Genomic DNA, 24,364 nt, shown 5'->3' on the forward strand with positions numbered 1-24,364 from the left:
ATCATTTAAACGTGCCGGAAACAATCGGGCGATACGGCCCGAAAAATGAAACATGAATGCCATTCGAGTGGTCTTCGATGTGCGATTTTCCGGCCGGGCGGGCAGACTGCCACGGTGGAGGTTCGGCAGACGCTCGGCGGCCGCTACAAATTGGTCGACGAACTCGGCAATGGTGGCATGGCTGTGGTTTGGCGTGCCCGCGATGAGGTGCTGGGCCGCCCGGTCGCGGTGAAACTCCTCGCCGGCCGCTACGCCGACGATCCGCAGTCCCGTGCGCGCATCCGCGACGAGGCACGCGCCGCGGCGACCCTCTCCCATCCGAACATCTGCCAGGTCTACGACTACGGCGAGACGCCCGACACCGGCACCCCCTACGTCGTGATGGAGCTGATCAACGGCCCGACGCTGCAACAACGCGTCGCCGCCGGAAAACTGCCGCCGCGCACCGTCTTCCGCATCTGCGGCGAGGTCGCGGCCGCGCTGGCCGCCGCGCACGCCGACGGTCTGGTGCACCGCGACATCAAGATGGCCAACATCATGGTCACCCCGGCCGGCGCCAAGGTGGTCGACTTCGGCATCGCCGCCGCGGCCGGCCCCGCCGCCCCCGAGGAGATGCTGGTCGGCACCCCCGCCTACCTAGCGCCCGAACGCCTGACCGGCGACGCGATCGTGCCGGGCTCCGATGTCTACGCCCTCGGCGTCCTCCTCTACCGCCTGCTGGCCGACGAGTCGCCGTGGTCGGTGGAGAGCACGACGCAGATGCTGCGCGCCCACGTCTACCTCGAGCCGGCCCCGCTGCCCGACCTGCCCGGCGTGCCACCCGCGGTGACCGCGCTGATCAGCCGCTGCCTGGCCAAGAATCCAGCGTCCCGCCCGACCGCGAACGAGGTCTCGGCCACCCTGGCCGACGCGGCCGAGGCCTCCACCGCAATAAACCCCGCGGGTGTAGGCGGTGAAGCCGGCACCCGCCCACCCCGCATTCCGCGCCCCGCCGCGGGCGAAGCCGACAGCCTGGACGACCTGGACGCCGAGACCGGCGCATGGAACCCCTCGCGGCGCCCCGGCGCCGGAGGCATTGCCGGCGCCCAGGCCGGCAACACGCCTTCGGGCGGTGCGCCCGGGGCTGGCGGCGGGGCCGGCAGCGCGGCTTCCGGCGGTGTGCTCGGAGCCGGTGCGCAGGCCGGCAGCGCGGCTTCCGGCGGTGTGCTCGGAGCCGGTGCGCAGGCTGGCGGTGCGGGTGCGGCTGGTGGGCTTGGTGCCGGAGCCAATGGCGATGCGGCGCCGGTCATCGGCGGCGGCCGGGCGCGTGGCGGCTGGCGGCGCGACGGTCAAGGCGCGGCTGGAAGTGCCGACGTGGAGCGGACGTCGGGCAGTGATCGGGGAGCAGGGAACGCGCAGCTCCCGGGCGCGCGTCCGGGTAGTGAGGGCCCTGCTGGTCGCGGTGATGATCAGGATGCGCGACTCGGGCCGGCCGCGGGCGGTCGGCGGCGGCGTGGGGTCAATGCGGGGCCGGGGGTCGAGCTCGAGCGGGATGGGAGTGCCGGCGCGGGCCGGGAGTCCGAGCGTGGCGTGGCCGCCGGAGCCGGGCCGGACGTTGAGCGTGCGGCCAACGCCGGGCCGGGCCGGCATGGCGATTCGGGAAGTGGTCGCGGGGCGAGGTCTGAACGAGCGGCCGGGCCGGGCGGGCCGAATTCGGGGCGTGGTGGTGCGGCGGCGGGGCGTGGCGCGGCCGGGTCCGGTGCGGGAGTGTTCGGCGCTGGAGCGGCTGGTGCTGAGACGCCCGGTGCTGGGACGCCCGGTGCTGGGACGCCCGGTGCTGGGACGCCCGGTGCTGGGACGCCCGGTGCTGGGACGCGTGGTGCTGGGACGCGTGGTGCTGGGACGCGTGGTGCGGGGACGCGTGGTGCGGGGACGCGTGGTGCGGGGACGCGTGGTGCGGGGACGCGTGGTGCTGGGGCGCGTGCTGCTGGGGTTTCCGGGACGACAGCGGCTGGGGCTGGGGCTGGGGCTTCGGGGCGGCGGAATGGCGGGCAGGAAGCGGGAGGGGCGGCCGGGGCGCGCGCTGGAGGGAGTCGGCGGGGTGCGGCGGTTACCGAGGTCATGGCTGGGGTGGGGGCAGGGTCTGCTCTGAGCCAGGGGCGGCCGGGGTTGGGCGGGGACGGTGCTCGGCGCGTACGGAAAAAGCGGTTGATGTTGATTGTGGCTCTTGTCGCGGTCGTTGCCGCTGCTGTCGCTGGGCTTGCCTGGCAAGGGGGGTCGGGGTCGGGGACCGCGGCGCCGGAAGCGGCGGAGACCGGCTCTCTTGCACCGACGGTGAGCAGGTCGGTGGGGGTGCCTACGGTCAGTAAGGGTGATGAGGTCACTCGGCCGGCGGCCACCGGGGTGCCGGGGAGCCCGCCGGCTGCCGGGAGTGATCCGATTGCCTCGGTCAGCCCGGGTGGGTCGGCCAGTTCGTCGAGTGCGCCGGGGTCGCCGGAGCCGAGCGTTTCGGATGGGCCCTCGTCGGCGCCCGACGGGAAGCGGCTCGAATCGCCGGGTGGGCTGGTCTATGCGGTCTGCGAGGGCGGTAAGGCGCGGCTGACCTCGTGGGAGGCGAAGTCGGGCTACACCGTGGAGAACGTGGAGGCGGGTCCGGCGCTGACCGCGTCGGCCATCTTCAAGGGCACACCCACTCGTTACCGCACGACCGTCACCTGCGTCGCCGGAACGCCGACCCCCGTCGTTCTCCCACTCTGACGAAACCGGTCAGGAGGAGGCGGCCAGGAGGGCTTCGGCTACCTCGGTTCGGGTGTTCAGCAGGGAGCGGCCCTGGCGGTGCGTCACCACGAGGCCGGCTGCTCGCAGTGTGGTCAGGTGCTGGGAGACGCCGCCGGGGGTCAGGCCGCATCGGCGGGAGAGCTCCGTTGTGGACAACGGTGTGGACAACTCCTGCAGGAGGGTGGCTCGGCCCCGGCCCAGCAGGGCTACCAGGGGTTTCGTGGAGCGGGACGAGCGTTCCCACAGGGTGGCCACGCCGCGGGCCGGGTAGGCCAGTTGGGGGATCTCGCCGGCCGTGACCGTGAGCACCGACGGCCAGACGAAGATCGAGGGGATCAGCACCAGGCCGGTGCCGTGCGGGACGTCGGGGGCCGTGCAGTGCGGCTGGTCGATGCTCAGGTGGCCGGCCTGCCAGGTCACCTGGGGATGCAGGTCGTTGAGGATGGCGGCGCTGCCGGCCTCGGCCAGGCGGCGGGCCCGGCGCTGCACATCGGCGTCGAGCAGGGCGCGCATCCGCGGCCAGTCGGGGGCGATCGCCACCTTCCAGTACGCCTCGATCTCGGCGGCCAGCCGGGTCAGGCCGCGTGCCGGGTCGGCGTGCAGGTCGCGCAGCGGCGTGGACAGGTCGCCGAGCAGGTCGAGTTGCGACCGCACCAGGTCGGCGGGGGTGGCGCGCAATCCGGCCAGCTCCCGGGCCAGGTCGGCGGAGAGGCCGGACGGCGGCGGGGTGAGGAAGTCAGGCGTGTAACCGCCGCTGGGGGCGACCAGATGCCACAGCAGGCTGTCGGGGGAGAGCCGGGCGCCGGCGGACCAGATGCGGTGCACGGCGGGGGTGCCGGGGCCGCGCAGGATGCGGACGCTGGCCAGCACCTCCCACAGGCCGGACACGGCGAACCGGATGCGGGTCGCGGCCGTTGCCGACAGGCCGATGGTGGCCAATTCCACCTCCGTGGATTTAGCTGGCGCTGAAACCTTACGCCCGCGCCGGGCCGTCGCGAAGACTGAGCCGCGTGACCGAACAAGCAGCACTACTGCGTTCCCTGCACGTTCCCGGCAACCCGCTCGTGCTCGCCAACGCCTGGGACGCGGCCAGCGCCCGCATCGCCGAGGAGGCCGGCTCGCCGGTCGTCGCCACCACCAGTGCGGGTGTGGCCTGGAGCCTGGGCGCCCGGGACGGCGACGCGCTCGATCGCGCGTCGGCCGTCGAGGCCGTGCGCCGGGTGGTCGCCGCCGTGCAGGTGCCGGTGACCGCCGACATCGAGTCCGGCTTCGGCGCCGACCCGGCCGGGGTCGCCGAGACGATCCGCGGCGTGGTCGCGGCGGGTGCGGCGGGCATCAATCTCGAGGACTCGGTGCGGCCGATCGGGGAGTATGTGGCCCGGCTGACCGCGGCCCGGGAGGCGGGGCCGGCGCTGTTCATCAACGCGCGGATCGACACCTACCTGAGTGGCGGCGGCGACCTCGACGAGACCGTCGAGCGGGCCGAGGCCTACATCGCGGCGGGGGCGGACGGCATTTTCGTGCCCGGTGCGATCGATCCGGCCACCGTCGAGAAGCTGGTCGCCAGGATCGCGGCGCCGGTGAACATCCTGGTCTGGCCGGGTGCGCCGTCGGTCGCCGAGCTGGCGAAGCTGGGCGTGGCGCGGGTGAGTCTGGGTTCCGGGGTGGCCGAGGCGGCCTACGCGGTCATGCGCCGGGCGGTGCGGGAGGCGCTGACCGAGGGGACGTACACCTCGATCGAGAACGCCATCGCTTACGGCGACCTGAACGGCCTGATCTCCGAATAGGACAGAGCGGGCGGCCGGATGGCCGCCCGCCGGGATCGGTCATTCCGCGTAGCGGGCGGGTGCTCGGTCAGGACGCAGCGAACGCGGTTTTTAAGAAGCGGAGCAGCGCCTCGTTCACCACCTCGGGCTGCTCCAGACCGGGCAGGTGGCCGGCGTTGTCGACGACCACCAGCTCGCTGCCGGCGACCAACTGGTGGATCAGCTCGGCGTCGGCGACCGGGGTGTAGAAATCCTCGGCACCGACCAGGACCAGGGTCGGCACCCGCACCGCGGCGAGGCTGGGGCGGTAGTCCGGGCGCTGCGCCCGGCCACGCAACGCGGCCGCCGCGCCCTGCGGCGCCGTCGCCAGCATCATCCGGCGGACATGCGCGGCGACGTCCGGTTTCGCCATGACGTGGTACGGCGTGATCATCTTGTCGAGGACCTCGTCGGCATAGCCCGCCATGCCCTCGGCCAGGAGCCGCTCGGCGGTTCGCAGTCGCGTGTCCCGGCCGGCCGGGTCGTCCGGAGCCGGGGAGGTGTCGGCCAGGACGAGACCGGCGACGCGATCCGGGAACTGCCGGTGGAACTCCATCGCGATCTGGCCGCCCATCGAGATGCCGCCGACGACGGCCCGGGTCACGCCGTCCGCATCCAGGCGAGCGGCCAGGTCGGCGGCGAAATCGGACAGCAGGGTGACTTCGCCGCGGGCTGGCCCACGGCCGTAACCACGCAGGTCGGGGGCGATGACCTGGTGCCCGGCCGCGCGCAGGGCCGCGGCCTGCGGGTCCCACAGGGTGTGGTCGAACGGGTGGCCGTGGATCAGCAGGATGGTGGTCATGTCGTTGACGCTGCCGGTGATCCGCGCCCGGGGCAAAGGCCACTCCGGACATGGTGGACCCGTGCGACGCGACCACCCACTGCCGCGCCGCACGGGCGTCTGATTGACAAGCGTCGTTGCAACTCGGGCGAAAGTCAACGGTCAATTTTCGATGACTTGCCGAAAGTTACGACTGCCCGAGCGGGCTCCGATGGGGCGAATCGAAGCGCTTCGACGTCTCGGGAATCTGCAACTATCGGAGCCAGACCACGATGCCGGTCAGGTTGTTGAGCACGGCCGCGACGCCCGCCCGGATGGCGGCGGCGCAGCGGTCGGCGGTGAACGACGCCGGGTCGTAGGTCGAGGACATGCCCAAGCCCTCGCCGCGGAACGACGCGCCGGACCAGTCGACCGACGTCACGTTCCCGGTCGGCTCGGCCACCTCCGCGCCGACCACCAGGAACTGTTGCGCGAGGTGATTGGCGGTGACGACGGCGAGCGGGTCGATCAGGGTGTTGCCGGCGCTGACGATCAGGTCCGGCTTCATGGTCATCGCCCGGGTGATGTCGGGGACCGGGTCGGCGCCCGCAGCGATGGTGCGCAGGTCGATCTTCTCGGACTCGGCCCAATCGCGTACGCCCTTGACCAGTGCCGTGGTCGGCGCGTCGTCGCCCGCGGTGAGCAGCACCACCCGGTAGTCCTCGGGCGCGCGGACGCCGTCCCACGAGCCCGGGCTCGGCGTGATCGTGCCCTCCGGTGACGGCGGGGCCGAGGGGTCGGTGAAGCCGGCGCCCAGCGTGCCGACCGGGGCGGGCGACGGATGCGGCTGCGCCCAGTCGTGAGCGCCGCCGGAACATCCGGAGATGAGCGCGACGGCCGCGGCGAGGGAGGCGGCGGCTCGGAGCATGGCTCTCTTCTTATCGCAGGCCGGGCGGGGAGCGTACGGCTAAAACTTGATCTTGGCCGGTTGTTTTCCGGGGTTTTCCGGACGGCCCGATCCTGTTCACCCGGGGCAGGGAGCGTGCACTCGCCGAACCCGAAGGAGTCGCATGTCCCGCCCCGTCCGCGCGGTCGTCCTGGCGGTCGTCGCCACGGCGATCGCCCTGCTCAGCGCCGATCCTGCGGTCGCGCACGGTTTTTCGTCAACCGTTTACCTCGACGTCACCGCCGGTGATCGGGGGCACGTGCGCACGGCGCTGGAGCTCGAGTACGACCTGTTCGTCGTCTCGGCCGCGGATTTCGCACACGACGACTCGTTGTTCCGGGACGGCACTGCCGCGTTCGACGCCGAGGACGCCGGCGCTCAGGTGGCGGCGCTCGAGAAGCATGCCGATGCCGCGGTCAGCTATGTGAGCAGGCACTTCTCGGTGGCCGGCTGCACGCCTGCCAAGGTCGGCGCCTTCACGATCGGCCAGCGCGAGGGCGTGCCCTACACCGGCCTGACGCTCGACTGGGCCTGCCCCCGCTCGGCTGATCACGAGATTCGCAGCGGCCTCTTCCCCGACGGCGAGGGCTACGTCAAAGGCACGAAAACCATTGTTACGTACGATTTGGACGGTCGCACCGGCAGCGCCGCGCTCGATGCCCAGCAGCCGTCGTTCTCCACCGCACAGACCTGGTACCAGCGGTTCTGGGAGTTCTTCCGGCTCGGCGCCGAGCACCTGCTCACCGGGATCGATCACATTCTGTTCCTGCTCGCGCTGATCGCCGGCTCCCGGCGGCTGCGCGAGATCGTGCTGGCCGCCACCAGCTTCACCCTGGCCCACTCGGTGACGTTCATGCTCGCCGCGCTCGGTGTGGTGGACGTGCCGGGCGCGGTGGTCGAGCCGATCATCGCGCTGTCCATCGCCGTGGTCGCCGGCTGGTATCTGTTCCGGATCTGGCGGCGCGGCGACCAGGCGACCGATCTCTCCGTCGAGGGCGGGCACTTCGCGCTCGACCGGGCCGGGTGGACCCGGCTCGCGGTGGTGTTCTGTTTCGGACTCGTGCACGGCCTCGGGTTCGCCGGCGCGCTCGGCATCAACCAGGCGTGGTCGTGGACCCTGCTGTGGTCGCTGCTCGTGTTCAACGTGGGCATCGAGGTCGTACAGCTGACTCTGATCGCGTTGATCTTTCCGGCGCTGATGCTGCTGCGCCGCCGGTCGCCGCGGGCCGGTCTCTGGGTCACCGGCGTGGTCTCCGCCGGGGTGTCGCTGATGGGGCTGATCTGGTTCGCCCAGCGTGTCGCCGGTCTTTCGTGAAGATCCATCACCCCGAACACCCGCATTCACATCGGGTTCATCGAGTACCGCGAACTTGATCAAGCCGTTCCTGACCTTCTATCAGGAAAAACGGCAGAGATCTCATCAGATAAAGGGGAAACAACACCGATGAGAACGAGCAACTCGCTCTCCGGGTCGATGCGGCGCCGCGTGGTCGTCACGACCGCCGCGGCGTTCCTCGGCCTCGGGCTGGCCGTCGGCAGTGGACTCGCCGCCCCGGCCCTGGCCGCCGACACGGCCACGCTCTCCGGCATCATCCTGGGCGTCGGCTCGAACGAGACCCAGCGCATCGTCACCTGGTACTCGTCGGCCGACACGGCGCAGCAGGTCCAGGTCGCGCCGACCGCCTCGTTCCCGGCCGGCGCCGTGACCTTTGCCGGCTCCGGCGCGGCCAACATCGCCACCAGCGGCGGCTACAACCGCCACGCCACGATCACCGGCCTTACCCAGAACACCGCTTACTCGTACCGGGTCGGCTCCGAGGGCAACTGGTCGCCGACGTACGCCTTCAAGACGCAGTCCTTCGAGGGCGACTACGACTTCCTGTTCTACGGCGACCCGCAGATCGGCTCCTCCGGCGACACCGCCAAGGACCAGGCCGGCTGGGTCGACACGGTGAACGTCTCGCTCGCCGCCAACCCGAACGCCGAGATCCTGGTGTCCGGCGGCGACCAGGTCGAGACGGCCAACACCGAGTCGCAGTGGGACGCGTTCCTCGCCCCCACTCAGCTGAAGTCCTACCCGTGGGCGGCCACCATCGGTAACCACGACGTCGGCGGCAAGGCGTACGAGCAGCACCTCTACACGCCGAACACCGACCGGTCGGGCGCGTACTACTCGTCCGGCACCGCGACCGGGGCCCAGTCCGGCGGCGACTACTGGTACATCTACAAGGACACGCTCTTCATCGATTTGAACAGCAACAGCTACGCCACCTCGCAGGGTGGTGGCGGCGACGCGGCCCACCTGTCCTACGTCACCGACGTGATCAACCAGCACGGCGCCGAGGCCAAGTGGAAGGTGCTGGTCTACCACCACGCGATCTACTCGCCGGCCGACCACGCCAAGGACGCCGACAACAAGATCCGTCGCGTCGACTTCTCGCAGAAGTTCTCCGACCTGGGTGTGGACCTGGTTCTGCAGGGTCACGACCACAGCTACTCGCGCAGCTACCTGATCAAGAACGGCGCCAAGGCCGACGCCACCGAGCAGCCCGGTGCGGCCGACGTCTACCCGGGCCCCGGCGGCGTGCTCTACGTGACCGCGAACTCGGCCTCGGGCTCGAAGTACTACGACATCACCTCTCCGGACAGCACCGGCACCAGCGGCGCGGGCAACGGCGCCGACCCGCTGGACCCGAGCAAGTACTGGTACAACTCGGTGCAGAACCAGGAGCACGTCCGGTCGTACGTCAAGGTGCAGGTCCGCAACGACAAGCTGGTCGTGCAGGACCTCCGCTCCGGCACGTGCGCGGCGCCGAACGCGGCCGTCGAGCTGGCCAAGTCGCCGTGCGCCGAGACCGGCCAGGCGGTCGGCTCGATCGTCGACAAGGTGACGGTGCACCCGTACCACGGCGACAGCCAGGCCATCCAGGTCAACGTGCCGACCGGCGCCCCCGGCGAGTTCGGCTGGACGATCGACGGCTACAACGGCCTGGTCGACCTCGGCACCGCGGTGGACCACTCGGACTACTTCGAGGCCACCGGCTCGATCAACCCGATCGTGGTGTCGGACAGCCGCCGGTCGCTCGCACCCTGGTCGATCTCGGCCGGCGTGGGTGACTTCAAGGACGCCGACAAGACCTTCGCCGGTTCCTACCTGGGCTGGACCCCGAAGGTCGTCACGGCCGGCGCCGGTGCCAAGGCCGGTGCCGCGGTCGGCTCCGGCTACGACGACGGCGGCCAGGGTCTCGCCGTCGCACGCGGCCTCGGTTACGCCGACCAGGGCCACGCTCGTGGCACCGCCAAGCTCGGCGCCGACCTGGATCTGAAGATCCCGGGCAGCGCCGCCCAGGGCGCCTACCGCACCACCCTCACCATCACTGCTCTGAGCAGCTGACCTTCGGTGTGGCGGGCGCCGTTTCACCGGCGCCCGCCACACCCATTTTTGAAGGATTCGCCGGATGAAGACCTTTGTTGCCGCAGTGGCGGCCGCCTTTGTGGTTCTGGGCGCGACGCCCGCTCTCGCCGAAGGGGGCGATGTCACCTGGACCGTGCGCACCGCCTCGAACGGCTACGGCGAAGACCGGTCCAGCTACAGCTACGCCGTCAATCCCGGCGGCACGATCAAGGACGCCATGGTCGTCGCCAACCGCGGCAAGATCCCGCTCAGCCTGGCGGTCTACACCGCGGACGGCTTCACCACCGGCACCGGCCAGCTCGACCTGCGCAACCGCGAGACCAAGGCGACCGGCATCGGCCTGTGGGTCAAGACGGCCGGCACGACCGTCGCGGTGCCGGCCGGGCAGGCCGTCCCGGTGCCGTTCACGGTGACGGTGCCGCCGAACGCCACCCCCGGCGACTACGTGGGTGGCATCCTCACCTCGCTCACCCAGCCCAGCAGCACCGAGACGATCAACGTGGAACGGCGCCTCGGCATCCGGATCAAGCTGCGGGTCGGCGGCGACCTGAAGCCGGCGCTGTCGATCGAGAACCTGGCGGTCGACTGGACCGGCTCGGGCAACCCGTTCGCCGACGGCGACGCCACGGTCAGCTACACCATTCACAACACCGGCAACACCGGTCTCTCGGCGACCCAGGCCGTACGCATCGAAGGTCCGTTCTCGATGTTCGGCACCGACGCCGCCAAGATCGCGGCACCGCCGGAGCTGCTGCCCGGCGAGACCTGGAAGTTCAGCGTCCCGGTGCACGGCGTGGCCCCCGCGATCGACCTGACCGCGACCGTCACGCTCACCCCGATCGCCACCGACGCGTCCGGCAGCACGTCGTCGCTACCCGCGGTTCGCGAGAGCACCCACTTCGCGGCGATCTCCTGGTCGCTGATCCTGCTGATCCTCGTGGTGATCGCGCTGATCGTCGCGGCGGTGGTGATCAGCCGCCGCAATCGCGCCCGCCGCCGGGAACGAGAGGCGGAGAGGGTCCAGAAGGCGGTCGCCGAAGCCCTGCGTGAGAAGGCCGACACCCAGGCCTAGCCAGCTCATTTCCGGTACGCCTGTGCCGATCGGAAACAGGTGGGCAACCGGCCGAAGCGCTTGATCCTGCCGCGCGTCGCCGCTGTCCTGCTCGCCGGCGTCGTGCTGCAGTTCCTGCTGCCGCACCTGAGCGACCCGGTGGGCATCGTCGTGACCAGCGTCCCGATCGCGGTGACCGGCTTCTTCGCGGCCGCCGGATTCCTGCGGTGGGCCCGCGTGGGCCGCGGCCGGCTCCGCGCCGGCTGGGGGCTCGGCGCTGTGGCGGCGGTCACCTTCGGCGTCGCGTACCTCGTCTATATCGCCGCCGCCGTGCTGGGCCACCCGCCCGAGAGCGCCGGCGACGGCCTGTCGCTGCTGGCAGCCGTCCTCGCCACCGGCGCGCTGGTGCTGGCCTCGCCCCGGCTGACCGACCTGGCCGCCCGCCTGACCCTCGCGCTCGACGTCACCGCGGTCGCCGGCGCGCTGTACGCGCTGGCCTGGCAACAGATCCTCAGCGGCGCCCAGGGCGACCTCGAACCCGGCACGTTTCTGATGTTCGCCGTGATCATGGCGGTGGAGGCGCTCGCCGCCGCGCTGGCGCTGGTCCTGATGTCGCGCAGCGCGCCCACGCCCAACGGCTACGCGTTGCGCCTGCTCGCCGGCGGCCTCGGCATCTTCGCCCTCGCCGCCGGGACAGCGGTGCATAACGACACCGAGGACCTGCACTGGTACGCCACCGGCGCGGGCGGTGGTTACCTGGTCGCGACGCTCCTGATCGGCCTGGCCAGCCGCACCGTGCTCCCGTCGGCCGACCGCACCGGCGAACGGGTCTTCGCCGGCATCTGGCCGATCCTGCCGTACATCCCGGTGGTTCTCGCCCTGGCCGAGGTGCTGCGGTCCTACGTGCGGACCGGCACCCTGACCCCGGTGCTGGTCTGGTTCCTGCTGACCGCCGTGGCGGTGGCGATGCTGCGCCAGTTGCTCATGCTGGCCACCATCCGCAGCCTGATCGGGAGCCTCCGCCACCAGGCCGACCACGACGCCCTGACCGGCTTGCCCAACCGGGCCGCGTTCTACGGCCGGGCCGCCGCCGAACTCGCCGCCGCTGAGCTCCACACCGCGGTCCTGGTGCTCGACCTGGACGGCTTCAAGCAGGTCAACGACACGATGGGGCACGCCGCCGGCGACGCCCTGCTGATCGAGGTGGCCCGCCGCCTGACCGCCGCGGTGCGAGCCGAGGACACCGCCGCCCGCCTGGGCGGCGACGAGTTCGTGGCCATCCTGCCCGCGCTGCTCGAGCCCGACCAGGCCGACGAGGTGGCCGCGCGAATGCTGCACGACATCGGGCAGCCGATGATCGTGGCCGGCCGCGAGCTGTGCGTGCGCGCCAGCGTCGGCATCGCCGTGTGCCGCGGCCCGGGGCACGAGCTGGATCGGCTGCTGGTCGAGGCCGACCTGGCCCTGTACGAGGTGAAGGACGCAGGCAAGGGCACCTTCCGTCGCAATGAGCGCGTAGTCGCGGCCTAGAACACTGATGGAATGGTCGTCTCGGCTATGCTGAAATCCATTATCCAGGCACATATGCGCGAACTGCCAAGATAGGTTTTATTGCATGGCGCGGGCCCTGAGTTGGCACGGAAGATTCATTCTTGCGAGTATTGTGATCTTGTCACTTTTGACGCTCAATCTGACCGAAAGTAATTCAACGGCCAAGACGTCACCGACCCATTCGTTGAAGGTCGGTGTCTCATACGGTGACAGTCTCGTCTGGATGTCCGATGCCGAACTGTCCGCCGCTCTGGACGATGCGGTGTCGCTGGGCGCCGGTTGGATCCGGGCCGACCTGTCCTGGAACAACATTCAGAACGACGGTCGCGACGTTCGGCACTGGAAGCTGTTCGACCGGGTCGTCGCCGCCGCGAACAAGCGGCATCTGATGATCCTGCCGGTGCTCGCCTACACGCCACCCTGGGCCCGCCCGGCGAACTGCAAATTGCAATCGTGCGCCCCGGCCCGCCCGGCCGAGTTCGCGATGTTCGCCGGCGAAGCCGCCGCCCGGTATGCGGCGAAGGGCATCCACACCTGGGAGATCTGGAACGAGCCGAACCTCGGCTCCTTCTGGCTGCCCGCGCCTTCCCCGGCGGATTACAACGCGCTGCTGCAAGCAACCGCGAAGGCCGTCCGGAACGCCGATTCGGCGGCGAAGCTGGTCTTCGGTGGCCTCGCGTCGGTATCGACCAGGGGCCGGAACATCTCGCAGGCCGAGTTCCTGACGCGGGTGTCCGCGCTGGGCGGCAACCGGGTGGTGGACGCGGTCGGTTACCACCCGTACACCTATCCGTATCTGAGCAGCGCCCGCACCAGCTTCCGCACGCCGTGGGAGCGGATGGAGAGCGGCACCAACAGCCTGCGTAGCGTGCTCAGCGGCCACGGAACTCCGCAGATGCCGATCTGGGTCACCGAGATCGGTGCGCCCACCGGCGGACCGGGCAGCCCGTCCGACGGCAGCCTGGTGTCGATCAAGCCGGGCACGACGCACGTCACCGAGAACCGGCAGGCCCAGATCGCGACGGACGCGGTGCGCGCCGCGTCGGCCGCCCCGCACGTCGCCGCGCTGGTCTGGTACGCGGACCGCGACCTGAGCACCGACCGCTCGTCGAACGAGAACTTCTACGGGCTGCGCCGGGCCGACGGCTCGGCCAAACCGGCGTTCGCCGCGCTCCGCGCCGCGATCAGCGGGCTGGGCGCCGCCAACGACCGGAAGATCCCCAGGTAGCGGTCCATCAACGGCGCCCAGGCGTAGCACTGGGTGGCGTGCCGCCGCCCGGCGTCGGCGAGCCGGTCGGCCAGCGCGCCGTCGGTGAGGACCCGCCGGCAGGCGCCGGCCAGCGCCAAGGCGTCATCGGGCGGCACGAGCAGGCCGGTGACGTCGTGCGTGAGCACGTAGGGAATCCCGCCGATGTCCGAGCCGATCACCGGGGTGCCGCAGGACATCGCCTCGATCAACGCCATCCCGAAGGACTCGGCAGCCGATCGGGACGGCAGCACCGCCACCGCGGCCTCCTGCATCGCCGCGACCAGGTCGTCGCCGCGCAGTTCGCCGGCGAAGTCGACCCGGTCGAGCACGCCGAGCTGCCGGGCCAGGCCGGCGAGGTCGGCGATGGCGTCACCGGCGCCGATCAGGCGCAGCCGGACACCGGGGAGGTCACCGATCGCGGCGAAGGCCCGAACCAGCACGTCCACCCCCTTCCAGGCGGAGGACCGGTCCATCCGCCCGACGTAGATCAGGGTCCGCGCCCGGGTGGACGGCGGCGGCCCGGCGGTGAACCGGTGCGGGTCGACGCCCGGGGTGATCTGGACCGCACCCGGATATCCGGAGGCCAGGGATGCCGGCGAGACGGCGACGAGCACCCCGGCGCGAGCGAACGCGCGGGGCAGCACCCGTTGTTCGTACCCGGCGATCACGGCGTCGGCCAGGGGTTTGCCCTTGCGCATGGATCCGGCGTGATAGGTCAGCACGACCGGACGTCTGCCGCGTACGGCGATGGCCAGGTCACCCAGACCGGGAACCGGCAGGTGGACGTTGATCACGTCGACGTGAAAGCGGCGCAGCCGGCGTCGCAGCTGCATCGGCCACAACGGACTCAGCGGCGTGTTGGACAGCCGGGCCCAGGTGCCGAGCCGGATGACCGGAACCCCGCCGGTGACGTCCAGCGTGCTGCGCCACCCGGCGGTGTTGGTGGTGATGACGACAACGCGCATCTCCGGCGAGCCGTGGACGGCGGCGGCGACCCGCTCGGCGTAGTTCTCCACCCCGCCGATCTTGGGTGGGAAGTAGGGCGCGACCACCGCCACCGTGCGGACCCGTCGCTCAGCGTCCAGGACCCGGTCGAAGACCTCGACGGTGCGGTCGCCCTGGACCTCCCAGGACAGCTCCCGTTCGGCGTGCCGGCGTCCGGCTTCGCCCAGCTGCCTGGCCAGCCGGTCCGAACGCAGCACGTCGCCGAGCGCCTCGGCCAGCGCCGGGATGTCGCCGGCCTCCACCAGGAGTCCGTTGCGGCCGTGCGTGACCAGGGAGGGAACGCCGCCGACCCGGGTCGACACGACCGGCCGGCCGCAGGCCATCGCCTCGATGATGACGGTCGGGAAGCTGTCGTAGTGCGTGGGCAGCGCGAGCACCCGCGCCCGGGCGTACGCGCCGGCCAGCGCCCGGCCCTCCAGCCGGCCGTGGAAGGTGACGTGCCGTTGCAGGCCGAGTTGGCCGGCCAGGTCCTGGTAGGAGGCCGCCGCCGACCCGCTGCCCAGCACGTCCAGGTGCACGCCGGGCAGGCCCGGGATGAGCAGCGCGACCGCCCGGAACAGGTCGGCGAGTCCCTTGTAGGCGGTGCCGGGCTCGAGTGACGCGGCGAAGACGATCCGCGGCCCGGCCGGCACCGGGCCGGCGGTGAACAGGCCGAGGTCGGCGCCGGGCGTGATGACGGTCGACCGGCCGGCGAACAACTCGGGCTGATCGGCGGCGACATAGTCGGACGCGCAGATGATCTGCCGGGCCCGTGCCGCGGTCCGGGCCAGCACGGTGCGTTCGTAGGTCGCGCAGACCGCGTTGGCCAGCATGCTGCCGGTGCGCATCCGGCCGGTGTGGTAGCTGAGGACGAACGGGGTGTCGCCGGCGGCCCGGGCCGCCGCGTCGGCGAACATCGGCACCGGCGCGTGCCCGTTGACCAGCCCGATCCGCTCCGCCTGGAGGATCCGCCGCAGGCCCCGGACCCAGCCGAGGCCGACCGGGGTGTTGGACAACCGCATCGGGGCGCCGAGCCGGTACACCGGGCCGTGCTCGCCGTCGAAGCGACCGGTCTTCTCCCCGGCGCCCGCCGTGGTGGCGATCACGACCCGCCGGTCGTGCCGGGTCCGCAACTGGTGCGCGAGATTCCAGACGTAGTTCTCGACCCCACCGGTCCGCGGCGGGTAGTACGGCGCTGCGAGCAGAATCGCCGGCTTCACGATCGCGTGGCCAGGTCATAGGTGCGGATCAGTCCGGTGGCGTGCTCATCCCAGGCGAAGTTCGCCACCGCGAACCGCCGCGACCAGTCGCCCGCCCGCTCCCGCCGGGCGGCGTCACCGGCCATCGACCGTAACGCCGCCCGCCACCGCCCGGCGTCCCGGGGGAGCAGAGTGACGTGCTCGCGGGCCAGCCGGTAGGGCGCGTAACCGGGGTCGTCGGTCGTGACGACGGGCAGGCCACTGGCCATCGCCTCCTGCACGGTCAGTGGGAACCCCTCGGACTCCGACGGCAGCGCGAAGACGTCGCAGGCGCGATAGACGTCGGCGAGTTCGGCCGGTGGGAGGGCGCCCAGGTGATGCACGCCGGGCCGCCCGTCGAACAGCCGCAGGTCGCTGCCATCACCCGCGAAGACCAGGTCGTAGGCCGGATCAGCCGCCTTCAGCAGCAGGTCGTAGCCCTTCTTCTCGACCAGGCGCCCGACGAACAGCACCAGCAACCGGTCGGGCGGCAGGCCGAGGCGCTGCCGCAGGGCGATCCGGTCGGCATCGGAGCCGGCCGGCTGGAACAGCGCCGAGTCGACACCGTTGGCGAAGTGCGTCACGTCGTCGTGGCGTACCCCCTGGCGGCGGACGAAGTCGGCGACCTTGCCGTTGACGACCATCACCCCGGCCGCCCGGCGCAGCAGCGGGCGGCCGGCGATCCGATAGACCGCGCGCTGCACGCCGCGGACCAGGCCGGACGGGTGCGCGACCAGCCCGACGTGCTGGGTGAGCAGGTAGGGCGTCCGGGTCAGCGCCGCGGCTGTGCCGGCCGCCCAGGAGGTCATGTACAGGCAGTCGTGCACGTGCACGACGTCCGCCCAGAGCGCCCAGCGCCTGGCGGCGGACAGCAGGCCGGGACCGAAGACCGGGAACGGCACGCCGGTACGCCGCTCGACGCCGTTCCAGGCGGCCTGCCGGATCACCCGTACGCCGTCGTCCGTCGCGGTCGCGGTGCGCGGGCCGCTGGTGAGCACGGTGACGTCGGCGCCCTGCCGGGCCAGATGGGTCGCCTGCTGGTGGACGACGTTCTCGATGCCACCGACGTGCGGCGGGTAGTAATGGCTGACGAGCAGGACCCTCATCGGTAGATCGCCGATCCGTCACTGCTGTAGATCTTGTTCTTGGTCGAGTCGAGCACGCCGAACGGATATCGGTAGGTCACGGCGTCGCCGCGGTAGAACACGGTTGCTTCTCCCTTGTGGACGGTCGCGTAACTCAGCAGGACGTAGTTGCCGGTGCCGATCAGCGTCGGGAAGATGTCGCCCGCCGCGCTGGGGCTGGACAGGGAGCGGATCTTGGCGAAGGCGTACGGGTTCTGCAGCTGGTTGTGCGCGTCCCGGAACTCGGCCGTCGACGTGTGCTCGTCCAGCCACCTGATGGCGCTGCGATCCTCGGGATGGACGTAGTAGATGTCGTAGTACTGCCCGGAGTTCGCGAGTTGCAGTTGGGCCGGATAACCACCCAGCACCGTCGGCACCACCCCGGTCAGGTCCAGGAACAACGCCAGCACCAGGCCGAATGCGAGCCGTACCGACAGCCGCGTGGTGGTCCAGCGGAAGCTCCAGACCGAGGCCGCCGCGACGAACGGCGCGAAGAAGATCAGCCCCTGCTGGAAGGCCCGTAGCACGCCGTAGTCGACGGACAGTTGCGGCAGGACGGTGAGCACGCCCAGCATGGCCAGCGCGCCGGTGCTCAGCCGGATCTGGTCGGGCGGCGCCCGGAAGGTCCGGCGCCGGGCGAACGTGGCCGCGACCAGGCCGACCAGCAACAGCAGTTGGAGCAGCCCGGCCGCGCCCTGCCGGACGACGCCGTTGAACTGCGGAACGTTCACGCCGATCCGGTCGAGCCACGATCCGAAGCCGGTCAGCGGCATGGCCGACTCTCCGACCACGCTGATCGGGTTGGCGTCGATGGCCGACAGCGGCAGGTACGCGCCGGCCGCCCGCTCGGCGCCGGTCTGCTCCTCGGTGTAGGCGAGGTAGTCGCGCAGACGCTGCTCCGAGCTGATCTTCTCGCCACCGAACAGGCTGTATCTGGTGTCGGAGGAGCCGGTCGCGCTGGACTTGCCGAGCAGGTTGCTCACCGTCGTGGCGAGGGTGATCCGCACCTGACCGCCGGTATCGGTGGCCGGCCCGGTCCAGGCCACCGCGCCCGCGGCCACCAGAGCGACCATCCACCAGGTGATGAAGCCGGTGGTGGTGGCCGGCGGCCGGTGCCGGGCGCGCCGCACCAGCCGGCCGCCGTAATCGATGGCCAGCGCGAGCCCGAACGTCACCAGCACCAGGTAGGTGGTGGAGTAGTGCGACAGCACGATGCCGAGCAGCAGCACCAGGACGATCGCGCGCCGGGCGAGCAGCGGCCGGGCGGCGTCGGTGACCACCACCATCACGCAGCCGAGCAGCAGGAAAGCGACCTCCTGGCGGGCCATGAAGGTCATGTCGGTGAAGAAGGTCGGGAAGGCCATGAAATACATCGCCGACAGCAGCGCGATGGCCTGTGACGCGACGTTGCGCACCGACCGGTAGACCAGCACCGGGGTCAGTGCGAAGAACAGCGGGAGTACGGCTTTGAACACGTACTCGCCGGGGATGCCGGTGAGCCGGGACAGCAGCACCGGCAGCAGGTTGATGCTCAGGCAGGCGTTGTACGGCTCCCGGAACGCGCTGATGTCCCAGCGGTCCATGATGTTGGCGAGCTGGAAGATCTCGTACTCCAGCTGGATGTCGTGCCCGGTGACGAACCATCCGCGCAGCGAGTTCAGCAGCAGCACCGCGGTCGCGGCCAGGAACAGCCCGATGCCGGTGACCGCCGACGAGTGCCGTTCCCGGCGCCGGAACACCAGGATGAGCAGGGCGGCCACCGCGAGCAGGGCGACGACACCGACCGCGCCGCTGAAGCCGTTGTTGAGCCGGATCGCGCCGGCGACCGCGAGGGTGACCGCGGCGGCCCCGGTGAGCAGAACCGGGCGGAGGCCGGCCGGGACCCGAGTCCCACTGCCGATCCGTGGCCTGCTCACCGGGGCCGTCGCGACCAGCGCGGCGACGACGACCAGCATCCCGACGATGAGCGGGAATTTCGCCAGGGGATGCCGCAACCCGATCGCCGGCAGCGTGGTGTTGAGCACGAGGGCCATCACGATGTCGGTCAGCACGGTGAGCCCGATCGAGATCAGCGCGCGCCCGTCCCGGGTGCTGACCATCGCCGCACTGATCGAGTACCACAGCGTCGCGGGCGCGCCGAGCGCGAGCCAGCCACCCGCGAGCACGATCACCAGCGCGGGTGTCACCGGCAGCGCGACCAGCAGCGCGGCGAGCGCGGTGCCGCCGAGCAGGGCGGCCCGCGCGGCGAACCGGCTCAGCGTGACCCGGACCATCGAGCGGGAGCTCCGGTGCACGTGCCCCTGGCAGCCGGAATGGTCGTCGTGGCTGTTCGGGACGGGCACCCGGCGGCATTCGGCCGGCCGGGACAGCGGCTTGCGGGACGGACTGTGGCGGGGTGAGTGCGAGTGCTCGCTCAACTCGCGCTGTTCAAGGGCCGCAAGTGGACTCACGACAGCACTTCGGCGTAAATGTCCTCGACCTGCCGGACGACCGTGTCCCAGTCGTGTGCCCGGGCCGCGGTCAGGCTGCGCAGGCCGTGGAACTCGGCCAGGACCGGATCGTCCGCGATCGCGTCCAGCGCGGCGGCCAGCGCCGCCGGCTCGGGCTGGGCCATCAACGCCACGTCACCCAGCAGTTCGGTGTTGCCGGGCACCGCGGTGGCCACGATCGGCAGCGCGGCCGCCATCGCCTCCAGGGCCACCAGCGGCATGCCCTCCTTGTCGGACGGCAGGACGAACGCGTCGGCGTCGGCGTAGGAGCGGGTCAGTTCCGCACCGAGGCGCGCGCCGGCGAACGTCACGTTGGTGAGGCCGAGCCGGGCGGCGAGTTCGTGCAGTTCGGCTCGCTGCTCGCCGTCGCCGACCACGGTGAGGTGGATCGGCAGCTGCACCCGGCTCATCGCCTCGAGCAGCCGCGTCACGTTCTTCTGCGGACTGAGCCGGCCGACGTACAGCAGCTCGAGCGGACCGTCGTCCGGTCGCCGCAGCGGCCGGGGGTCCATGAAGTAGGCGGCGCCGACCCCGTTCGGGACGACGAAGATCCGCTCAGCGCGGACCCGGTAGGTTTCCCGGACCCAGTCGGCCTGGCTGCGGGTGAGCACAATGACCCCGGCGGCGGCCCGCAAGACCCGACCGAAAACATGCTTTTTGTACGCCGGGAGCAGCCACCCGAGCCGACCGCTGCTGTCCACGTCCAGATGGAAATGCACGAGAAACCGCTGGCGGCGAATCCATGCCGTGAGCGCGACCAGTTCGGGCAGCAGCGCGTGCGCGGTGTGCAAGTGCAGCACCGCCGAGCGCGGGGCGCGCAGCAGCGAGCCGAGCAGGCCCGGCGCCAGCGGCGTGTGCGCGAACTCGATCGACCGGTGCCGCCGGACCTGGACCGGGCCGACCCGCGAACGCCGAGGCGCGTTGCCGGATCCGATGGTCGTGGTGACCACCCGCACGTCGTGCCGGTGGCCGAGGCCGGCGGCGAGATTCTCGACGACCCGTTCCAGACCGCCCAGATGCGGCGGGTAGTACGGCGTGATCTGCATAATCGTCGTCATCGGCTCAGGCGCCCAGCGCGAGCAGGTCGCGGTTCTGCACGTAGGTGACGTCCGGGTGGCCGGAGATGTGCGCCAGCAGCCGCTCCAGCCGCTGCCAGTCGCCGCGGGCGTCGACCTCCCAGCTGTGGCCCCAGAGGTGGAAGACGCCGCCCTCGAGCCGGCAGATCTCGAACCACTTCATCGCCAGCTCGTCCCAGGACAGGAACAGCCGGGCCGCGGTCCATGGCCGGCCGCGGGCCATCCGCAAGGCGAGCGGCGCGTCGACCCGATGCGCGTACGCGTTGACCGTGGTGTCCAGTTCCAGGGGCGAGCCCGGCTCCAGCGTGCTGCGCCGAACCGTGCGGGCGAGGGTGAAGCCGAGCTCGCCGGTGATCTGGACGTGCGTCTGCGTGTAGTCGCCGCACGGGTAGCAGAAGCTGGTCACCGACTCACCGATGACGTCCTCCAGCTCCTCTTTGCCGGCCTGGATGTCGTCGCGGGCCGCCCGGTCGGACAACGTCGGCAGGCGCCGGTGCGACAGGGTGTGCCCGCCGATCTCGAATCGATCCGCGAGCTCCCGGACGCCCGCCGGGGACAGCAGGTCGGCCGCGTTCCATTCGACGTTGCGCGGGGCGATGTAGAAGGTGGCGGGAATCGCGTACTTCTCCAGGAGCGCGGCGAGCCGGTCATCGAGGCGATGCCCGTCGTCCCAACTGGTCGTGACGACAACCTGGCGGCGCGGCACCTCGGTCATGGTTTGGCCTCTTTGCTATCTATTCGGTAGTGCAGCGTCTGCGGCTGCCCGATCAGGGACACGTGCACCAGATACCGGCCGGTCCGGGCGCGGCCCGGGATCGTCAACCGCCGCAGCACGTCGGCGGGCACCTCCGGCCGGGCACGGAGCGGCGCGGTGGCGGAGCTCACCACCGCGCCGCTCGGCCCGGTGAGCGTGAACCGGACCTGGAAGTCGCGTTCCGCTGCGCCGTGATCGAGCAGGGTCACGCTGACGACCGCGGCCGACGTCGTTCCGGACGGCTGGATGACGGGTACGCCGGTGAAGTACAGCTCGGCGTACTCGCTCGGCATCCGGGTGAAGGAGCGGCGCAGTTCCAGCCGCCCGGCCGGTGTCCACGCTGCCACGACTGCCGCGATCAGGACCGGCAGAGCAAGGAACCGCGCGAACCGCCGGCCGGTCATGCCCGGCTCAGCTCCTCCGCGGGTGGCGCCGAGACGGTGTCCGGAACGCGCGGCGACGGGGCGGGGGCGATGTCCTCGGTGGAGCAGGTCGCGACGGCGGGGAGGACGGCCACCCGAGCCGTGCGGCGGAACCGGTGCTTGAAGAGCTGCAGGACGTTGCCCACGCCGTCCGGCAGCGCGTTCAGCTTCACCTCGCCGGACCGGACCCGGTACTCGATCGGCGCCTCGAGGCAGCGGAAACCGGCCGTGGTCGCCGAGTTCTTGATCTCCTGGGAGAACGCCATGCCGGTCGAGCGGACGTCCAGACTCCGCCAGACGTAGTCGCGGAAGATCCACATGCCCGACTGGGAATCGCGTACCGCGTTGCGGAACAGCGAGCGGCTCAGCCGGCTGAGCGCCCGGTTGGCGACGGCGTGCGACGGCTTCATCGCCGCCCGGTTCCGGGACAGGAGCCGATTCGTGGTCATGAACTCGACGTCGTTCATGGTGAACGTCTGCAGCAACTGCGGCAGCGCGTCGAACGGATAGGTGAGGTCGGCGTCACCCGTGGCGATCACGTCACCGGACGCGGCGGCGAGCCCCGCCCGGTAGGCATTGCCGTAACCGCGGTTCGGCTGCAGCACGACGCGCGCGCCCAGGCTGCGGGCGACGTCGCCGGTGCCGTCCGTCGAGGCATTGTCGACCACCACCACCTCCGTCTCCCAACCCGCGGATCTCAGCTCGCGCACCGGGATCGCCTTCATCAGCGGCGGCAGGTTCAAGGCCTCGTCGAGCGCCGGGATTACGATGGACAGCGTTTGCAATGCGTCTCCCAAGTTCATGAAACTCATCCGAAGAATGACGTGCCGGCCCGCAGTGGATAGGCCGGAGCTCCCTGGAATTGCAAGGGTCGGTCATTCAATAGCGATCTCGCTGGAAGGGTCGATAGGCCCCGACTCGGTGGCGCAAACCCCTGGCAGAGAATAGGGGGTCGGCGAATGGATTTGGATCCTCCATGCGAGTGACGGACGACTCGCCAGCGCAATTGGCCAAACGGTTGATTTCGGTGGGCCGCAACGGAAAGACCTTTGTGAGTAGTTCTCGGCGAGCACGGGTGACCTCAGTCGACGGACTACCTCTTTCATGGGCCGGAAGAAATGCATCGACGGTGGTTCGCCGTGAAACATCTTTCGCATTCGTACGCCGTGTCCACCTCGGTGTTGCGTCGTTACTCCATGCTCGGCGCGGGCATCGGTGCAGTGGCCAAGCTCATATCGAATCGGTGTGACCACGTGTGGGGTAAGCCGGATCGGTGCCACCGCCGGATTTCGCGCAGACAATCGCGGACGGATTCCTGATCACGCATCCGGCCCGAATCCGGAAGCATTTCTCGCCGGTGTCGCAAACGGCGACCTGAAGGTGAGGTATTGGTGCAGCCGATTGTTCTCGGCCGGCCGAAGGTCGACGGTGCGAAGCTCACAGTTCCGATCGATCCCGGAGGCGCCCGCCAATGGTTCCGGGACGACACGTTCCGGGCCGAGTACTCGGCCCTCGATGGATTGGCCGACCTGGACCCGGCGGTGCTCGTGGTGCCCGCCCTCGGCACCGTCCTGACCCTCGCCTACGCCCTCGGTGTGCCGGTCGAGGTGGACCGGGTCGACGCCACGTACGCCGCCGCGGCCGACCGGCTGGCGGCGACCTTCGCTGCGATGTACCCGGACTTTCAGATCGACGGATTCGAGCTGCGCGGCGAGCGGGTCGGGCCGGCCGCCCCGGTGCCGTCGGCGACCGACCCGGCGCTGCTGCTCTTCTCCGGCGGCGCCGACTCGACGTCGTCACTGATCGAGCATCAGCGCGAGGTGCGCGCCCTGGTCACCGTCTGGGGCGCCGACATCCAGCTCAAGGACCGGTCGCTCTGGGATCAGCTCTGCCGGGTGCTGCGGGACTCCGCGCTGACCGCCGACCGGCGACAGGTGGTGGCCCGGGCCAACCTCCAGGAACTCATCGACGGCCCGGCGCTGACGCGGAAATGCGGCTTCGCCGGCGGCAGTTGGTGGGGCGCCGTCCAGCACGGACTGGCGCTGACCTCGGTCACCGTCCCGGTGGCCACCGTGCTGGGCCTGACCCGGGTGGTCATCGCCGGCAGCGACCTCGGCGGGGTCGACGTCCCGTGGGGTTCGTCGCCCCGCACCGACAACGAGATCCGCTGGTCGGGCGGCCGGGTCGAGCACGATCAGGCCGAGCTGTCCCGCTTCGACAAGATCTCCCGGGTGATCGCCCCGTACCTGCACGGCGGCGGCCGGCTGAACCTGGCCATCTGCTACCAGCCGGGCCGCGGACCGGACGGGCTGAACTGCGGGCGGTGCGAGAAGTGCCAGCAGACGACGATCCAGTTGCTGCTGGCCGGAATCGCGCCGCCTGACGTCGGGATGCCGATCTCGCCGAAGACCCTCGCGGTGGCCCGCCGTGCGCTGACCCGGGGCACCTGGCACGGCGACGCCGGCCACCGCGCGGCGTGGCGCCACCTCCAGTTGACTGTGCCGGCCACCCTGACCGGGCCCTGCGCGGTGCCCTACGTCCGCGAGCACCTCGAGTGGTTCCGCACCGCGAAGATCGTCATCGGCTCCGGCCACGCCGGGCCGATACTGCACCGGATGGTGCTGGGCGCCCAGTTCCTCGCCGCCCGGACGCTGTCCTGGCTCCCGTTGCACTTCCGCAAGTGGTGCGCGCGGCGGGTAGCGCGGCTACTGGGTGAGGGCTGACCGGCCGGTGTCAACGCAGCCGA

Annotated in this window: 18 protein-coding genes; 8 read left to right on the forward strand and 10 right to left on the reverse strand. The window is 70.9% G+C overall.

Translation table 11 applies throughout. The annotated features are described in order from the left end of the window. Positions 1-177 precede the first annotated feature (177 nt). The gene (locus AB0E90_RS12685; protein WP_360403254.1) at positions 178-2,736 is read left to right on the forward strand and encodes a serine/threonine-protein kinase; all 2,559 of its coding nucleotides are present in this window, start codon (positions 178-180) and stop codon (positions 2,734-2,736) included. A gap of 9 nt (positions 2,737-2,745) precedes the next feature. Here the strand turns inward: AB0E90_RS12685 and AB0E90_RS12690 are convergent, their stop codons facing one another. Continuing rightward, positions 2,746-3,696: a DUF5937 family protein gene (locus tag AB0E90_RS12690; RefSeq protein ID WP_360403256.1), complete on the reverse strand. Its 951-nt coding sequence runs from the start codon at positions 3,694-3,696 to the stop codon at positions 2,746-2,748. 71 nt (positions 3,697-3,767) lie between these two features. Here AB0E90_RS12690 and AB0E90_RS12695 point away from each other — a divergent pair, with 71 nt between their 5' ends. Further along, a complete protein-coding gene (locus tag AB0E90_RS12695; protein WP_360403258.1) occupies positions 3,768-4,544 on the forward strand; it encodes an isocitrate lyase/phosphoenolpyruvate mutase family protein in 777 nt (258 codons plus the stop codon). A 67-nt stretch (positions 4,545-4,611) separates the two neighbouring features. Here the strand turns inward: AB0E90_RS12695 and AB0E90_RS12700 are convergent, their stop codons facing one another. Both AB0E90_RS12700 and AB0E90_RS12705 read right to left on the reverse strand, forming a co-directional pair. Beyond that, the gene (locus tag AB0E90_RS12700; RefSeq protein WP_360403260.1) at positions 4,612-5,364 is read right to left on the reverse strand and encodes an alpha/beta fold hydrolase; all 753 of its coding nucleotides are present in this window, start codon (positions 5,362-5,364) and stop codon (positions 4,612-4,614) included. 232 nt (positions 5,365-5,596) lie between these two features. Further along, positions 5,597-6,250, reverse strand: a complete 654-nt coding sequence (locus AB0E90_RS12705; RefSeq protein ID WP_360403262.1) for a hypothetical protein — start codon at positions 6,248-6,250, stop codon at positions 5,597-5,599. Positions 6,251-6,392: 142 nt separating this feature from the next. Between AB0E90_RS12705 and AB0E90_RS12710 the strand changes: the two genes are divergently transcribed. The 5 genes from AB0E90_RS12710 (at position 6,393) to AB0E90_RS12730 (ending at position 13,510) form a co-directional block, all read left to right on the forward strand. Beyond that, a complete protein-coding gene (locus AB0E90_RS12710; protein ID WP_360403264.1) occupies positions 6,393-7,583 on the forward strand; it encodes a HupE/UreJ family protein in 1,191 nt (396 codons plus the stop codon). Positions 7,584-7,712: 129 nt separating this feature from the next. After that, complete coding sequence (locus AB0E90_RS12715; RefSeq protein ID WP_360403266.1) at positions 7,713-9,662, forward strand: metallophosphoesterase family protein; 1,950 nt, start codon at positions 7,713-7,715, stop codon at positions 9,660-9,662. 64 nt (positions 9,663-9,726) lie between these two features. Further along, positions 9,727-10,755, forward strand: a complete 1,029-nt coding sequence (locus tag AB0E90_RS12720) for a DUF916 domain-containing protein (protein WP_360403268.1) — start codon at positions 9,727-9,729, stop codon at positions 10,753-10,755. 39 nt (positions 10,756-10,794) lie between these two features. Beyond that, positions 10,795-12,261, forward strand: coding sequence for a GGDEF domain-containing protein (locus tag AB0E90_RS12725; RefSeq protein ID WP_360403270.1), 1,467 nt, complete (start codon positions 10,795-10,797; stop codon positions 12,259-12,261). Between the two features lie 85 nt (positions 12,262-12,346). Continuing rightward, complete coding sequence (locus AB0E90_RS12730) at positions 12,347-13,510, forward strand: cellulase family glycosylhydrolase (RefSeq protein ID WP_360403272.1); 1,164 nt, start codon at positions 12,347-12,349, stop codon at positions 13,508-13,510. On the opposite strand, the gene AB0E90_RS12735 is transcribed toward AB0E90_RS12730, so the two are convergent. The 7 genes from AB0E90_RS12735 to AB0E90_RS12765 are packed head-to-tail and all read right to left on the reverse strand — an operon-like array spanning position 13,405 to position 22,421. Then, positions 13,405-15,735 (reverse strand): glycosyltransferase family 4 protein, encoded by a 2,331-nt coding sequence (locus AB0E90_RS12735; protein WP_360403274.1) that lies wholly within the window; start codon positions 15,733-15,735, stop codon positions 13,405-13,407. The two genes, AB0E90_RS12730 and AB0E90_RS12735, sit on opposite strands and share 106 nt — an antisense overlap. Then, positions 15,732-16,859, reverse strand: coding sequence for a glycosyltransferase family 4 protein (locus tag AB0E90_RS12740; RefSeq protein ID WP_360403276.1), 1,128 nt, complete (start codon positions 16,857-16,859; stop codon positions 15,732-15,734). The genes AB0E90_RS12735 and AB0E90_RS12740 overlap by 4 nt, the downstream gene beginning before the upstream one ends. Beyond that, positions 16,856-19,327, reverse strand: coding sequence for a DUF2206 domain-containing protein (locus tag AB0E90_RS12745; protein ID WP_360403278.1), 2,472 nt, complete (start codon positions 19,325-19,327; stop codon positions 16,856-16,858). Before AB0E90_RS12745 ends, AB0E90_RS12740 begins: the two co-directional genes overlap by 4 nt. After that, complete coding sequence (locus tag AB0E90_RS12750; protein WP_360403280.1) at positions 19,324-20,424, reverse strand: glycosyltransferase family 4 protein; 1,101 nt, start codon at positions 20,422-20,424, stop codon at positions 19,324-19,326. The genes AB0E90_RS12745 and AB0E90_RS12750 overlap by 4 nt, the downstream gene beginning before the upstream one ends. Positions 20,425-20,428: 4 nt before the next feature. Continuing rightward, complete coding sequence (locus AB0E90_RS12755) at positions 20,429-21,157, reverse strand: polysaccharide deacetylase family protein (RefSeq protein WP_360403282.1); 729 nt, start codon at positions 21,155-21,157, stop codon at positions 20,429-20,431. After that, positions 21,154-21,600 (reverse strand): hypothetical protein, encoded by a 447-nt coding sequence (locus AB0E90_RS12760; RefSeq protein ID WP_360403284.1) that lies wholly within the window; start codon positions 21,598-21,600, stop codon positions 21,154-21,156. The genes AB0E90_RS12755 and AB0E90_RS12760 overlap by 4 nt, the downstream gene beginning before the upstream one ends. Continuing rightward, complete coding sequence (locus AB0E90_RS12765; protein WP_360403286.1) at positions 21,597-22,421, reverse strand: glycosyltransferase family 2 protein; 825 nt, start codon at positions 22,419-22,421, stop codon at positions 21,597-21,599. Before AB0E90_RS12765 ends, AB0E90_RS12760 begins: the two co-directional genes overlap by 4 nt. A 588-nt stretch (positions 22,422-23,009) precedes the next feature. Here AB0E90_RS12765 and AB0E90_RS12770 point away from each other — a divergent pair. After that, positions 23,010-24,341 carry a hypothetical protein gene (locus AB0E90_RS12770; RefSeq protein ID WP_360403288.1) on the forward strand — a complete coding sequence of 444 codons (1,332 nt, stop codon included), beginning with the start codon at positions 23,010-23,012 and terminating at the stop codon, positions 24,339-24,341. Positions 24,342-24,364 lie beyond the last annotated feature (23 nt).

It is taken from the genome of Actinoplanes sp. NPDC026619 (assembly GCF_040638295.1).
Lineage (GTDB): Bacteria > Actinomycetota > Actinomycetes > Mycobacteriales > Micromonosporaceae > Actinoplanes.

Coding starts and splice junctions, on each gene's coding strand:
- AB0E90_RS12685 (WP_360403254.1), top strand. CDS start 178: ATGGCTGTGGTTTGGCGTGCCCGCGATGAGGTGCTGGGCCGCCCGGTC.
- AB0E90_RS12700 (WP_360403260.1), bottom strand. CDS start 5,364: ATGACCACCATCCTGCTGATCCACGGCCACCCGTTCGACCACACCCTG.
- AB0E90_RS12705 (WP_360403262.1), bottom strand. CDS start 6,250: ATGCTCCGAGCCGCCGCCTCCCTCGCCGCGGCCGTCGCGCTCATCTCC.
- AB0E90_RS12710 (WP_360403264.1), top strand. CDS start 6,393: ATGTCCCGCCCCGTCCGCGCGGTCGTCCTGGCGGTCGTCGCCACGGCG.
- AB0E90_RS12715 (WP_360403266.1), top strand. CDS start 7,713: ATGAGAACGAGCAACTCGCTCTCCGGGTCGATGCGGCGCCGCGTGGTC.
- AB0E90_RS12720 (WP_360403268.1), top strand. CDS start 9,727: ATGAAGACCTTTGTTGCCGCAGTGGCGGCCGCCTTTGTGGTTCTGGGC.
- AB0E90_RS12730 (WP_360403272.1), top strand. CDS start 12,347: ATGGCGCGGGCCCTGAGTTGGCACGGAAGATTCATTCTTGCGAGTATT.
- AB0E90_RS12740 (WP_360403276.1), bottom strand. CDS start 16,859: ATGAGGGTCCTGCTCGTCAGCCATTACTACCCGCCGCACGTCGGTGGC.
- AB0E90_RS12750 (WP_360403280.1), bottom strand. CDS start 20,424: ATGACGACGATTATGCAGATCACGCCGTACTACCCGCCGCATCTGGGC.
- AB0E90_RS12755 (WP_360403282.1), bottom strand. CDS start 21,157: ATGACCGAGGTGCCGCGCCGCCAGGTTGTCGTCACGACCAGTTGGGAC.
- AB0E90_RS12760 (WP_360403284.1), bottom strand. CDS start 21,600: ATGACCGGCCGGCGGTTCGCGCGGTTCCTTGCTCTGCCGGTCCTGATC.
- AB0E90_RS12765 (WP_360403286.1), bottom strand. CDS start 22,421: ATGAACTTGGGAGACGCATTGCAAACGCTGTCCATCGTAATCCCGGCG.